Source organism: Caenibius tardaugens NBRC 16725, from assembly GCF_003860345.1.
GTDB lineage: Bacteria > Pseudomonadota > Alphaproteobacteria > Sphingomonadales > Sphingomonadaceae > Caenibius > Caenibius tardaugens.
In genome coordinates this window covers 1,514,005-1,527,813 of record NZ_CP034179.1, presented here as the reverse complement: position 1 = coordinate 1,527,813, position 13,809 = coordinate 1,514,005, and the positions used below count along the sequence as shown (strand labels likewise).

At 59.5% G+C, this 13,809-nt stretch carries 8 protein-coding genes; 6 read left to right on the top strand and 2 right to left on the bottom strand.

Translation table 11 applies throughout. From position 1 onward, the window contains the following. Positions 1-30 precede the first annotated feature (30 nt). The 3 genes from EGO55_RS06880 to EGO55_RS06870 all read left to right on the top strand — a co-directional run bounded on the left by EGO55_RS06880 (position 31) and on the right by EGO55_RS06870 (position 3,602). Positions 31-1,035, top strand: a complete 1,005-nt coding sequence (locus EGO55_RS06880; RefSeq protein ID WP_021691533.1) for an isopenicillin N synthase family dioxygenase — start codon at positions 31-33, stop codon at positions 1,033-1,035. After that, positions 1,032-1,919, top strand: a complete 888-nt coding sequence (locus EGO55_RS06875; RefSeq protein ID WP_021691534.1) for a hypothetical protein — start codon at positions 1,032-1,034, stop codon at positions 1,917-1,919. Before EGO55_RS06880 ends, EGO55_RS06875 begins: the two co-directional genes overlap by 4 nt. Positions 1,920-2,081: 162 nt before the next feature. Continuing rightward, entirely contained in the window at positions 2,082-3,602 is a 1,521-nt protein-coding gene (locus EGO55_RS06870; protein ID WP_021691535.1) for an FAD-binding protein, read from the top strand. A gap of 56 nt (positions 3,603-3,658) precedes the next feature. On the opposite strand, the gene EGO55_RS06865 is transcribed toward EGO55_RS06870, so the two are convergent. Further along, the gene (locus tag EGO55_RS06865; protein WP_021691536.1) at positions 3,659-5,113 is read right to left on the bottom strand and encodes a flavin-containing monooxygenase; all 1,455 of its coding nucleotides are present in this window, start codon (positions 5,111-5,113) and stop codon (positions 3,659-3,661) included. Between the two features lie 364 nt (positions 5,114-5,477). On the opposite strand from EGO55_RS06865, the gene EGO55_RS21605 reads away from it, so the two are divergent. Beyond that, complete coding sequence (locus EGO55_RS21605) at positions 5,478-10,319, top strand: autotransporter domain-containing protein (protein WP_124916744.1); 4,842 nt, start codon at positions 5,478-5,480, stop codon at positions 10,317-10,319. Between the two features lie 273 nt (positions 10,320-10,592). Here the strand turns inward: EGO55_RS21605 and EGO55_RS06855 are convergent, their stop codons facing one another. Then, a complete protein-coding gene (locus EGO55_RS06855; protein ID WP_021691538.1) occupies positions 10,593-11,180 on the bottom strand; it encodes a TetR/AcrR family transcriptional regulator in 588 nt (195 codons plus the stop codon). A gap of 274 nt (positions 11,181-11,454) precedes the next feature. Here EGO55_RS06855 and EGO55_RS06850 point away from each other — a divergent pair, with 274 nt between their 5' ends. Continuing rightward, on the top strand, positions 11,455-12,321 hold the full coding sequence (locus EGO55_RS06850; protein WP_021691539.1) for a sugar phosphate isomerase/epimerase family protein: 867 nt from the start codon (positions 11,455-11,457) through the stop codon (positions 12,319-12,321). Positions 12,322-12,341: 20 nt separating this feature from the next. Next, positions 12,342-13,754, top strand: coding sequence for an aromatic ring-hydroxylating oxygenase subunit alpha (locus tag EGO55_RS06845; protein ID WP_021691540.1), 1,413 nt, complete (start codon positions 12,342-12,344; stop codon positions 13,752-13,754). Positions 13,755-13,809: the final 55 nt, after the last annotated feature.

Below are 13,809 nucleotides of genomic sequence, written 5' to 3'. Positions count from 1 at the left end.
TACGCTGGGATTCATGCGGTGGTTGCGACGATGAACGATGAACATGTTCTGCCCATGGTGGACATTTCCCTGCTGGAAAGCGCGGATGTGCAGGACCGGATGGCCGTGGCCCGGCAACTGGACCGGGCGTGCCGGGATGTCGGCTTTCTTTATATCAGGGGCGACCAGCTGAATCCGCAGCTGTTCGCGCAGCTGGTCGAGACGGCGAAAACCTACTTCGCGCAGGAAGACGCGATCAAGCTGCGCAGTTACATCGGCTATTCCGAAAACCACAGCGGTTATGTCCCCATTGGGGAGGAACAGTTCGGCAGCGGTACGTTCGATCTGAAAGAGGCTTACGACGTCAATTACGACTATCTGGCGGAAGACGGGCGTCGGCCGCTGCTGGGGCCGACGCTCTGGCCGGATATGCCCGGATTCAAGTCCGCTGTTCAGGCCTACTATCAGCATGTCCGAACGATCGGACGGCAAATATTCGGCGCCTTTGCCCTTGCGCTCAATCTCGAGGAACATTTTTTCGATGCCCAGCTGCGCCATTCCCCCAGCCAGCTTCGCCTGATCCATTACCCTTTCAATGCCGCTGCACAGGATGCTTCCGGTATCGGGGCGCATACCGATTACGAATGCTTCACCCTGCTTTTCCCGACGGCGCCCGGGCTGCAGGTGCTCGACAAGAACGGGGCGTGGCTGGATGTGCCGATCATTGAAAATACCATGATCATGAACATCGGCGACATGATGGAGATCCTGTCCAACGGGCGCTATCTGGCGACCAAACACAGAGTCAAACGCGTGAGCGAAGAACGCTATTCCTTCCCGTTGTTCTTTTCATGCGATTACGATTACGTGATCCGACCGGTCGTGGAGGGGGAAAAGCCCCGGTACCAGGCGCTGAAAGGTGGGGAGCATCTCTATAACCAGACGGCACAGACCTTTTCCTATCTCAAGAAGAAGGTGGCCAGTGGTGAAGTGCAACTGACCAATGCGGTCCCGCTGGATTCGTTCGGGATGAACACCGCAGGAGAATCCGCATGAACCTGGCGCAGTTGACCGGGCAACTCACGGCGACAGGTCTCGATGGGCTGGCATTCCCGTCTTACCTTCTGGGCAGTTTCCGGCGGAAGAGCATCACCTTTTCCAATGGTCTCACGGATGAGACGACCGTGGTTTACTGGTTCCAGTCGCGCTCGTTCAGCATTGATCTGCGCCTGTCGGATGGCGCACAAACTCCTGTATCCACGCGTCAGGGTTGGATCGGTGACACCCTGTGGGATGACCGGGAGGAACTGCTCTCGTGGCATATTGTGCAGAGCTATCAGCCGCACAATCAATGGCCCGAACCGGCGAAGCTCTATCCGGTCGGCAACAGCGTGCTCGAGTTCGCGCCTTCGGGGGCCTATGTCGAGGACTGGCGGCAACAATCGGCCTCCGGGCCGCTGATCGGGTTACGGTTGAAGGCCGTCCGCAACGAGCGGACAGGCGCCTTGCTCCCCATGGATGGCGGCTTGATCGTGGCCGGGGCCCACACCGCCTATGCGCAATCGCGGCTGCCGGATGTGGAACAGCGCCTGCGCGGCGCATCCGGGCTGGAAGCAGCAGTTGCCCATGGGTTGGCCAGCACGGCTGAAGTGGAAAGCTACGAGGTCTCGCTGGCTCTGGATGGCGCGATCATCCGGCACAGCACCTGCTCCGCGCGTTATGGCGAAACATTGCATCTGGACGATTACGATCTGTTGTCTGACGGCACGATCATACAAAGTGGCGCGCTCGCAGGCGAACCCTGCACTTTTCTCTACACTCTTGATGTGTTCGTGCGCGAATTTGCCTTCACCTGCCGCAGCCATTGCGGACCGGCAGCAGAACAATGGCTGCATGAGGAGCGTACCCATCTGATGCACAATGCCGCGCTGGTGCGCTGATGATACGGTGATCAAGGGGCTGATTGGGCCCCAGTACGACCACCCGGCATGACCACCCGGCCGGATATTGCCGATCCGGCCATGATTGTGCGCATGGCCGTGCGGTTCTTTTGACAGAGTCCGCCAAAACATGCTCTTCCTCCCCCGAACTGGAGAGGTTGCATGAGCGATTGGGATGAAACCTGCGATGTACTGGTCGTAGGGTCAGGTGCGGGTGGAATGGTGGCTGCCTACACGGCGGCGCGCGAAGGGCTGGATGTTATCCAGGTAGAAGCGACCGACCAGTTCGGTGGTATGACTGCCTATTCCGGTGGCGGGATGTGGTTCCCCTGTAACGCCGCGCTGGTCCGCGCGGGGAGCGACGATACGATGGAAGCGGCGGCGGGATATTACCGTGCCGTGGTGGGCGACCGGACCCCACGGGATTTGCAGGATGCCTTCCTTGAAACCGGGCGTAAGCTGGTCGACTACCTTGAAAGCGACCCGCGCTTCCGCTTTGTCGTGTTCCCCTGGCCCGACTATTTCGGGAAAGAGCCGCTGGCCCGGGCGGATGGTCGGCATATCGTGCTGGAACCGTTTCCGGCCAGTGAACTGGGCGCATTGAAGGCGCAATTGCGACCCGCCCTTGCGGAAGAACGGCGTGGAGAGCCTGCCCCGGAAGAATTGGAAGGTGGGCAGGCGCTGATCGGACGCTTCCTGATCGTGCTGTCGCAAATGCCGAATGTACGGCTGCACCGTGATAGCCCCGTGGTTGCACTCATCCGAGACGGTGACCGGGTGGATGGCGCGATCGTGGGCACGGGGGATGCGGCGCGGCGTATTCGGGCGCGGCGCGGCGTGATTATTGCGGCGGGCGGGTTTGAAAAGAATGCCGGTCTGCGGACGGATTATGGGGTGCCGGGCGGCGTGCATGGCAGCATGGCGCCCCCAGGTAACACGGGCACTGCGCTGGAAGCGGCGCTGGCGATCGGCGCGGATGTCGATTTGATGGATCAGGCCTGGTGGTCGCCCGGTCTGCTACAGCCCGATGGCAGCGAGACGTTCAGCGTGGGCATCGCCGCCGGTATTTTCGTCGATCAGAAGGGCAAGCGGTTCGTCAACGAAACCTTGCCTTACGATCGCGCCGGACGTGCGGTTATCCGGGCGATGGAGGATGGTCTCACACTGCCTTACTGGCTGGTCTACGACAATCGCGATGGCGATATGCCGCCGGTGCTCTATCCCAATATCCCATTTGATGATCCAGCGGCCTACCGCGCCAAAAGGCTCTGGCGTACGGCGCCGACTCTGGCGGCGCTGGCACAGGATATTGGCGTGCCTGCCGATGCGCTGATTGCCACGGTGGAACGGTATAACGGCTTCGCCCGAGCAGGGCATGACGCCGATTTCCATCGCGGCGAAGAACCTTACGAACAGATGTTTACGGGCGGCATTCCCATGGGTCCGATAGAGCAGGGACCGTTTCACGCGGTGGCGTTCGGCCTGTCCGATCTGGGGACGAAGGGCGGCTTGCGCGTCGATACCGCGGCGCGTGTGCTCGACCGGAACGGTGCTGTCATTCCGGGCCTTTATGCGGCGGGTAATTCGATGGCGGCCGTCAGTGGTGAAGCCTATCCTGCCGGGGGCAACCCGGTGGGAAGCAGCATGGTGTTCGCCTGGCTCGGGGTGCGCGATCTGCTTTGAAAGACGCGCGCTTTGGCCGCTACGCTCCCCCTTGCAGAGGGCGTAGCGGCTGCTGCTCAGGCAACCTCGTAGGCATCCATTTTCGGAGCCGCCATTTCATCGGCGAAACGGCGGTAACTCCACGGCCATGTTGCCGGGACCCCTTCTGAATCGAGATACCAGTTGTTGCAGCCCGATGCCCAGATCGTGCCTCGTGCTGCGGCAATCCGATCGCGTTCATACGCTGCCAGGGCATCCGGGGTTGCACTGATCGCGCGCGCCGGCCCTTCCGCGATCAGGGCTATGAAGTGTTCGATATAGGTCCACTGGCGTTCGACCACATCGATGAGCGAGAAATTGCCGACCGGCGATGTCGGGCCATTGAGCATGTAGAAATTGGGAAATTCAGGAACTGAAATCGACAGATAGGCGGTCGGCCGTTTTTCCCACACATCGTTCAGGGCAATCCCGCCACGCCCGGTCACGTTCATCGGCCGCATGAACTGGTGGGCATTGAAGCCCGTTGCCAGCACCAGAACATCGAGTTCATGCAGCACGCCATCGGCGGTGCGCACGCCCTCGGGCTCCACGCGAACGATGGCGTCGGTCACCAGTTGTGCATTGGGGTGCTGGATCGCCTGATAGTAATCGGGTGAACGGACAAGGCGTTTGCACCCGGCGCGATGATCGGGGCGCAGCGCTTCGCGCAGGGCGGGATCGGTCACGCTGTTTTCCAGATTGGCCAGCGCGTAAGCTTCGGTTTCCGCCAGTGCAGCAGAATTCGCGTCCGTGACCGCCTCGGACCATGCCCAGGCCACATCGACATAGGCGGGATCGTTCTGCATGTGCTTGAGCAGCGCCGGATCGCTGCGAAAAGCGGCTTTTTGTTCTTCGGTATAGGGTTCGTTGGTACCGGGGAAAATCCATTGTGCGCTGCGCTGAAAATGGATCAGCTTGCCCGCCCGCGATGCCAGTGCTGCGACGATCTGAACGCCCGTCGATCCTGTACCGATGACGCCGATGCGCTGCCCGTCCAGCGGGATGCTGTGGTCCCATCGGGCGCTGTGGAAGCGCGCGCCGGCAAACGTGTCGAGTCCATCGATATCGGGATAGACCGGATGGTGGAGAATGCCTGTGGCGGCAATGACCATATCTGCCGTGTCGCGCGTGCCGCGCGCGGTTTCGATCTGCCATTGGGCATCGTCATACCGGCATGCGATCACGTCTTCATCGAACGCGATATGGTCGTAAACACCGTATTTGCGCGCTGTGCGTTCGAAATAGTCCCTGATCTCGGGCCCGGACGCCATCTCGCTGGTCCAGTCGGGATTGGGTTCGAAGGAATACGTGTAGGCGTGCGCGGGAACGTCACAAGTCAGCCCCGGATACGTGTTTTCCCGCCAGGTTCCGCCGAGGCTCGTCGCCTTCTCATAGATCACGAAGTTCGCATAGCCCGCGTCGAGCAGGCGAATGCCCGCAAGAATGCCGGCCATGCCAGCCCCGATTATAACGAAGCGAATATCACGATTCACGGGCCTGTATCCTCTCTCAGCGCGTCTGCAACATGGTGCGCACACCTGATATAATCGGTTGATCTGAATGCCATAGGACGGATCTGTGGCGATTTCGCGGTTGGCCGCGGATTATGGCGCGCAATACGGCCATTTTTCGGAGTTTTGGCCATATCGATTGCCTTGGCAAGTGTGCGACGGTCCGTTCCGTGTAACGGATGAGCGGTTGAAAATCTTCGATATATCCTTGTAAATAATGATTTAATTTCTTGACCACTTGGATCGTTCGCGAGACAATAATGGGAATCGGGCGCATTCCATAATCACATAACCGTTTTGTTCGGGCCCCTCTCCACGCGTGGGGGAGCATGAGGGAATTTGTCCTATGAAGACCACTATGCGTCAGATATTGACTGCGGGTGTTTCCGGCATTGCGCTGGCGGCACTGCCTTTCGTTCCTGCGGTTGCCGGTACTGTTCCCGGCGACACCATCACTGATGGTGATGTCGACTATGACAGCGATGCCGATCCGGGGCAGTTGACAGTCGAACTGTCGGGCATTGCCGATGCGGATGCGCTGGGCGTTTATGCGCCGCCTGCCGTGGCTGCCGCTGTTGTCAATTCGATCGCGACCGGCCAGTTGGATATCGGGCTGAGCGCAGCCGGGGATGCCACGCTGACGCTGACCAATCCGGGCACGGTTTCGATTCTGGCGGAAGGAACCGCGACAGCAACTGTTTCAGACGCCATTCACCTGTGGGCGGAAACCACCGGTAACGGGAACGCCACGGTTGATCTGGCAAGTGCCGGAACGGTGTCAATCGTTGCAGATGCGGCGGATTCCGGGGCGGGCGCACGCACGGCTGTGGCTAATGTGAGCAATGCGGTTTCACAAACGGCAGAAGTTGCCGGGGAAGGGGATGCGGCGGTTTCCTTCGACAATACCGGCGTCGTGACATTGTCATCGATTGCAACGGCATCATCCACCAATGCGGCGGCGGATGCCGATGCTGAAATTGATGATGGAATTTATCAGAGTGCAGAAGCGGCCGAGGGCAGTGCCTCGGTTTCGCTGAGCAACGGGGTGGCGGGTACGGCCGTCGATGCCGAAGCGAGCATTGACATGCTTGCCTCTGCCCATGCCAATGGCACAGTGGCAGTGGCAAATGCAGCCTTCGACAGCGGTATTTCGCAGATTGCCGATGCGTCCGATCCGGAGAATGAGGCGAATGTCGAACTGCTCAACAATGGCGCGATTTCCATGGCGGCAGAGGCAGTTGCGGGCGCTTCCGCTGGGAATGCCACGGCCAGTGCATTTATGGAATCCGCGATATATCAGATCGCCACTGGTGAAAACGGCGCTACCCCCACGGTGACGATCGACAATAGCGGAACCATCGAACTGGGGTCAGTGGCGGAAGCCGTGGCAGCAGGGGCTGGATCTGTTGGTAGTGCAGAGGCCATTGCCGAATTTGTTGTCTATCAGTCTGCGGACGCCAACAATGGCGGCGATGCATCCGTCGTGGCGGATAATTCCGGTGCATTCACAATCGCGGTGGATGCCAAGGCGACCGGCGTGGCCGGGGCATCGGCGGAAGCCAGCCTGACCAGCGGTATTTATCAATATGCCAGTGCCGATGAAGGATCGGCAGGTGTTTTGCTGGATAATTCCGGGGACCTGACGCTGCGCGCGACGGCGAATGCCTTGGGTGATCTCGCCACTGCGGATGTCTCGGCGGAATACCTCCTGTATCAATCAGTGACGGCCTATGATGCAGGCAATCTGGCCTCAACAAAAATCAATAACACCGGCGCGGTGGCGCTGACATTGACCGCAAACGCGGGATCGGCAGCGGCGCCGGCGAACTCTGCCGAAGCCAGCGTGACAGGATCTACGCTCATTTATCAAACTGCTGAGGGCAGGGATGGGGCCGATGCCAGTGTCGAACTGACCAATGCAGGGTCGATTGATGTCAAGGCAAACACTGCAGCAAATGGTGCAACATCAGCTTACGCAGATGTTGAACTGGATGGCATCGTCGATCAGAATGCCTATGCTTATGGCGGCGGCGATGCTGCTGTTGTTTTGAACAACACTGATGCGGTGTCCGTTCTGGCTGGCGCTGTCGCGACGGGTGAGAATGCCACAGCCTATGCTCATGCACATGATGTCGTTACGCAATATGCGTTTGCCGATGAAGGATCGGCGTCAGTTTCCCTGAGCAATTCGGGGACGATCAATGTGCTGGGCGATGTCAAGGCCGTTGGCGGGACCGAAGCCTATGCGTCGGCTTCGGTGAACGCTATCTATCAGTCAGTCGAAGGGGCGGATGGGTCTTCGCTGACCTTCACCAACGCGGCGGCAGGCGCGATTGATGTCGGGGCCCATGCGGTGGCGACTGGCGACGACGCGAGTGCAAATGCATACGCCTATGGCCTGCAGCAGGATACCGACGATATCGGTGCGGTATTCACGGTCGATAATGCGGGGGCCTTCAAGGTGCATGCCACCGCGATCGCGGATGGGGCGACCGAAGGGGCTGCTGAAGCGACGGCATCGGGCATTTACATCGATGCCAACGGCAATGGCGCCGTGCTCGACATTGCCAATTCCGGCACGCTGGATGTCCTGGCATCGGCCCAGGCGCTGGATAGCGCCGATGCGGTAGCCTATGGCCTCTACGTTGAGGCAGTAACGGATGTTGGCGGGACAATCGACAACAGCGGCACGATCAAGGCGGTCGCCAAGGCGGATGCGACAGGCGCAGGTGCGACCCAGATCGGTTCTGCACAGGCCACCGCTGTCGGTATTGATGCCGGTGGTGCCAACAGCTTGGTTCTGACCAATTCGGGTACGATCCAGGCGGATGCCGTGACGGATGCTGGCGGCACGACAACGGCAACTGGCATCTATCTGTCGGGTGGGACAGGCACAGACCTGTTCGTTCTCAACAACAAGGCGGGCAATATCATCGCCCGGCAAAGCACCGATCTGGGCGCGACCTACCAATGGGGCACGGCCATTGATACCGATGGTGCCACGACGCCTGCCGAACTCAACTTCGAAGGGAACGGAACGCTTTATTCCACGATCTATCACCCCACGGTGGCGCTCGACGACGCGCAATACGGCTACGTCTACGGTAACGTGGAGATCAAGGCGACCGACACGATAAATGTCGCCGCCGGTGAAACCTGGCTGGATGGCATGGTCAATTCCGATGCCGTGCCCGATGGTTCGATGACGATCAAGGAAGGCGGATTGCTGTTCCTGCTCGACGATCGCAACGACTTGCTCAGCCCGCATGACTATTCCGGTCCGTCGAAAGTCTACGTCGACGACTTCACGATCGAAGGCAAGGGCAGGCTGGCACTGCATCTGATGGGCACCGATCCGTCGGCTATCGTGCTGAACGATTATCCGCAGGTCATCGCCAATACGGTCGACCTCGATCCCGAAGGGGATGGCAACGAGGCGATCCTCGAAGTGCGGCAGGCGTCGCAGAACGGTCTCTATCACGACCACTATCGTTATGAAGACGTGGTGATCGCGACAGGTGGTGCAGGGGCGCTCCACGGCCAGTTTGCCGGGGTGGAAACCCAATCCCTGCTGCTGGTGGCCGATGACGACTACAGCGACAATGATGGTACGATCGATCTCGATATCAATCGAGTCGCCTTTGGTGATGTCGCGGGCCTCACCCGTAACCAGAAGTCGGTCGGTGATGGCATCGAAAATGTCTATCTGCCGACATTGACGGGGCCGTTTGCCGGTGTTCTGGCGGATCTGTTCACGATCAATGATGCGATCGCCTATGGCGATGCTCTCGATCAGCTTTCCGGTGTGCAATATGCCGGATACCTCAGGAAACTGGGCTGGATGGGGACTCGCTTCAACGGCCTGATGAACGATATGTCCGAATGCGCCCGTGGCGCGGCAGTCAGCGAAATCTGCCGTGACGAAGGCGAAAGCGGTGTCCGCGTGTGGGGCAAGCTGAATTACGGCAAGACCGACACCGATGGCGATGTGGAAGCCGGTGGCTTCAACACCGAACAGTGGTTCGGCGCACTGGGCGTGGACTTCTCGGTCGGGCAGAATGCGATCCTGGGTATCGCCGGGGCCTATGTCGAAAACGATATGGACTTCGACGAATTCAACGGCCGCATCAAATCCAAGGGCTGGCAGCTGGGCGTTTATGGCGCCTACGATCCGGGCCCGTACTACCTGAAGGGCGGGGTGAGCTATTCGGATATGAATGGCAAGTCACGTCGTGACGTGAACTTCGTCAACACGGTGGGTTCGATCAAGGGTGATCCGGATGCCAAGATCTGGGCAGCCAATATCGAAGCCGGCTATCGCATTCCGTTGGGTGCCAATGCCGCGCTGACCCCTTATGCCGGATTCGATTACGCTACGGTGAAGATGGGGCGGTTTGATGAAAGCGGACTGCCGGGTGCGAACCTGTCCGTCCGCGGCAAGGACAAATTCGCGGCATCGGAACTGGGCCTCGAACTGTCAGGTCAGATGGGCAAGATCATTCCCAGCCTGCGGGTGGGATGGCAGCATGCCTTCACCAACGATACGGCAGATTTCCGGGCATCGTTCATTGATGCGCCTGCTGGCAGTGATTTCCGGATTATTTCGGAAGACTTCTCGGCCGACAGCGCGATTGTGGAAGTGGGGCTGACGGCCCAGCTGAGCCCGAACTTCGATGCCCACATCGGGTATCAGGGGCGCTTCTCCAGCGATGTGCAAAGGCACGCTGGCGGTCTGACGCTGAGCTATCTGTTCGGCGGTTCGCAACCGGTGGCCGCGCCGCCGCCGCCCCCGCCGGCCCCGCCGCCGCCTCCGCCGCCCCCGCCGCCGCAGGCCGTCTGCAACAAGGGCCCGTACATCGTGTTCTTCGACTGGGATAAGTCGGATATCACGCCTGAAGCGGCGACCATCCTCGACAGTGCGGTAACGGCTTACGGCAACTGCGATGTGGTTCCGATCATGCTGGCCGGTTACACCGACCGTTCGGGTTCGACGCAGTACAACATGGGCCTGTCGGCGCGTCGCAACACTTCGGTGCGCGGTTATCTGACCTCGCGCGGGATCCCCGATGGGCGGATCACGAGCCAGGCGTTCGGTGAAGCCAACCCGCGCGTTCCGACCGCCGATGGCGTGCGCGAACTGCAGAACCGCCGGGTGGAAATCACCTACGGTCCGGGTTCCGGTAATTAATAAGGAAGTTCGTAGTGCTTGTAATGGCTGGGGTAATTTCCCCCGGCCATTACTTGCAATCTGAAGTCATTGTGCAAATTAACGATTTGAAGGACAAAAAAATATCACGCAAATACATGAAAATATTTACATAAATTTATTTGCGTGATAAATAAGGACTCAGGACAGAATTGCTCCCTCAAGTGAGTCGGTCCTGAAGGCGGTACTGGTTGCAGTACCGCCTTCCCTATTTTCGGGACCTTGTTTTCGAGGCGTCCTTATACCCCCCCGTTTTCAGCCCCCTGTCGACCTTGTCACCATGCGTTCAAGTTCAAACGCGAGGATATCCTTTTGGCGATCGGGCGGCCAGAACTCGGGATCATAAAGGGCCTGGGTTGCCATGCCGGAAACGCTGGCAAGCAAGGCTTGTGCAACCAGATGGGCCTGGGGCCCGTCGTCCATGGCATGCGTGGCGATGAGCGTGTGATGAAACAGATCTACGGCTTCGCGGCTGCGATTGCGCTGTTCACGCAGGAATGCCGGGTCGGAAACGGCCAGTCCCCAGAAGGATAGCCATACCTGCCAGCTTTCCACCCGTTCCTCATCCAGCGGCAGAATGGTGGCAAGGCAATCGAACAGGCTGGCCCCGTCAGCCGTCGCCTGCAGCACGCCAGCGACCGTGCGTTCCATGCGCACGCGATAGGCGAACAGCAGTAGGTCATGCTTGCTGTGAAAGTAATGCGATACGATCGATGTGCTGCATTGCGCGAGGCGCGCAATCTCGCGAACCTTTGTTCCTTCGAGCCCTTCTCTGGCGATCAACCGGGCCGCAATTTCCGCAACGGCCAGCCGCCTCGCAGCGTGATCGACAATCTTCGGCATGTGTCTGCGCCCCGTTCTTGCCGCCCTGTCCCCGTTGCTTGATCCCCGAGGCATCGCGTGGTGATCGCGGTGCCTGATCACAGACCATGTCGGCAGGCACCAGACCAAAGTGCTAGCTTGTTATGCGCGTTTTTTCCAACCATTGTTGCAAAATAAATATGCCCGGGAATCGAGGGCGGCAAGTGGTAGAGGATACGATGCAGAACATGCAGGCGTTTCTGATGGTTGATATGCAGGGCCATGATTGCGTCGCGGCGCGCCGCGGCGTGCGGTAATGGTACTGCCAGCGGACCCGCTGCTCGTCGCGAGCTATTTCACGCTGGCCGGAAATGTGCAGCCTTTCGATGAAAGCACGGTCAGCCCGGTTCCTTTCGCAAGACGCGCCGAAGCGGCTGCACGGGCAGGCTATCGTGGGATCGGCCTGGGTGTGCAGGATGCGGAACATCTGATCGCGTCGCTGGGCGCTGCGGAGATCAGGCATATCGTTGCTGCAAACGGTCTTGAATTTCTCGAGCTGGAAGTCCTCGTGGACTGGTACGCTGATGGCGATCGCCGGGCACAGTCCGACGCGGCGCGCGCATTCCTGCTGGGGGCTGCGGGTGATCTTGGCGCGGTCCATCTCAAAGTTGGGGGCGACTTGTCGGGCGAGGACTGGCCGATGGATCGTGTCATCGCCGATTTCGCGCAATTGTGCGACGATGCCGCCAAGGTCGGCACCGGTATCTGTATCGAACTGTTTCCGGGCAGTTCGATCGCGGATATCGCCACGGGCAAGGCGATTGCCGCCGGGGCGGGTCGCCGCAATGGCGGGTTGCTGCTCGACATCTGGCATATGGTGCGCGGCGGTATCGACTTTGCCGAGATAGCCGCGCTGGACGCTGCCCATATCCTGCATATCGAAATCGACAATGCCGATGCTGTGCAGGTGGGCACCATTCTGGACGATACCATTTGCCGAAGGCGTCTGTGCGGCGAAGGGGATCTTCCCTTGCCCGCGTTTCTCGATGCGGTGGCCGCGACCGGTTATCGTGGGGCCTGGGGTGTCGAAATCCTTTCTGACGAACATCGCGCCCGCGATCCCGAAACGGCCGCGCAGCTTTCTTTCAACGCCGCGCGGCGTTTCTTCCCCAAATCAGACTGACAGACTTTCAGGAGACCGGCATGAACAATTCCACCGCAATACGGGAACAGGCTGTTGCGCGTTGCCCGGGCGACACTGTGCAGGACGTGTTGCGCGCCGATGGCGATATCATGCGCCAGCCCGAAGCCTATCGTTCCGAATCCTACCGATTTCTAGGCACGGAAGACGTCGCGTTCGATCGTTTCACCAGCGCGGAATTCTTTCACGCCGAAGTGGAACGGATGTGGCCGCGCACCTGGCAATGGGCATGCCGCGAAGAACATATTCCGGAACCGGGCGATTTCTACGTTTATGAAGTGGTGGGCTATTCCTTCATCATTAGCCGGACCGACGACGGTAGTATCAAGGCCTTCTACAATGCTTGCCTGCATCGCGGCACCAAGCTCAAGCCGAGCAATTCGGAAGGGTCGGGCACGGATTTCACCTGCCCGTTCCATGCGTGGAAATGGAATCTCGATGGTACGTTGAAGGACCTGCCGTGTCAGTGGGATTTCCCGCATGTCGACAAGGCAAAGTTCACCTTGCCCGAAGCACGGGTGGGTGTCTGGGGCGGCTTCATTTTCATCAATATGGACCCCGATGCCCCGTCTCTGGAAGAATGGCTCGATCCCCTGCCGGAACACGCCCGGGCGGCGGCGCTGGAAGATCGTTACGTTTCCCTGCACGTGGAAAAGGAACTGCCCTGCAACTGGAAGGTTGCGATGGAGGCGTTCATGGAAAGCTACCATCTGGTGGGTACGCATCCGCAGCTTCTGGTGGCGAACGGCGATACGAACACGCAGTACGATATCTACAGCGACACCGTGAACCGCCTGTTCGCGCTGACCGGCGTGACCAGCCCCAATTACAAGGGGGAGAGTGATGAGCAGCTGATCCTCGATTCCATGGTGCTGGGTGATCGCGATGCCTTGGGCGGGCGGCTGGAAGTGCCTGAAGGCGATACGGCCCGTCATGTCATGGCGCGGTTTTTCAAGGATGCCCTGCGCGATAATGTTGCGGCCGATGTGGATGGCCTGAGTACTTCGGAAGTTATCGATACATTGCAGTACTTCGTGTTTCCCAACGGGTTCTTCTTCCTCGCCCTGTCCTTTCCGGTGATGTATCGTTTTCGTCCGTTGGGGCGCGATCCGAACAAGTCGGTGTTTGATCTTCTCCTGCTTCCGTCGTTGCCCAAGGGCGGCGAACGCCCGTTTCCCGCGGAACGGCACCATCTTGGTGTGGACGAATCCTTCACGACCGTTCCCGGCATGGATGCAGCCCTTGGGCATGTGTTCGATCAGGACACGGGCAATATGCAGGCGCAGCAGGAAGGTTTCTACGCATCGCACAAAGCGGGCGAGACGCTGGCCAATTATCAGGAAGTGCGCATTCGCCACATGCACCAGACGCTCGACCGGTTTCTGGCCATGCCGCCGCTCCGCACAGCGCGGTAGGTCATTCTGTTTGGCGTGAAAGTAACGGGATCGTAAAGCGGAACGTCACCCCAAT

Excerpts from the sequence above, each read along its gene's own strand:
- EGO55_RS06855 (WP_021691538.1), bottom strand. The coding sequence starts at position 11,180 with ATGCCGAAGATTGTCGATCACGCTGCGAGGCGGCTGGCCGTTGCGGAA.
- EGO55_RS06845 (WP_021691540.1), top strand. The coding sequence starts at position 12,342 with ATGAACAATTCCACCGCAATACGGGAACAGGCTGTTGCGCGTTGCCCG.
- EGO55_RS06880 (WP_021691533.1), top strand. The coding sequence starts at position 31 with ATGAACGATGAACATGTTCTGCCCATGGTGGACATTTCCCTGCTGGAA.
- EGO55_RS21605 (WP_124916744.1), top strand. The coding sequence starts at position 5,478 with ATGAAGACCACTATGCGTCAGATATTGACTGCGGGTGTTTCCGGCATT.
- EGO55_RS06870 (WP_021691535.1), top strand. The coding sequence starts at position 2,082 with ATGAGCGATTGGGATGAAACCTGCGATGTACTGGTCGTAGGGTCAGGT.
- EGO55_RS06850 (WP_021691539.1), top strand. The coding sequence starts at position 11,455 with ATGGTACTGCCAGCGGACCCGCTGCTCGTCGCGAGCTATTTCACGCTG.
- EGO55_RS06875 (WP_021691534.1), top strand. The coding sequence starts at position 1,032 with ATGAACCTGGCGCAGTTGACCGGGCAACTCACGGCGACAGGTCTCGAT.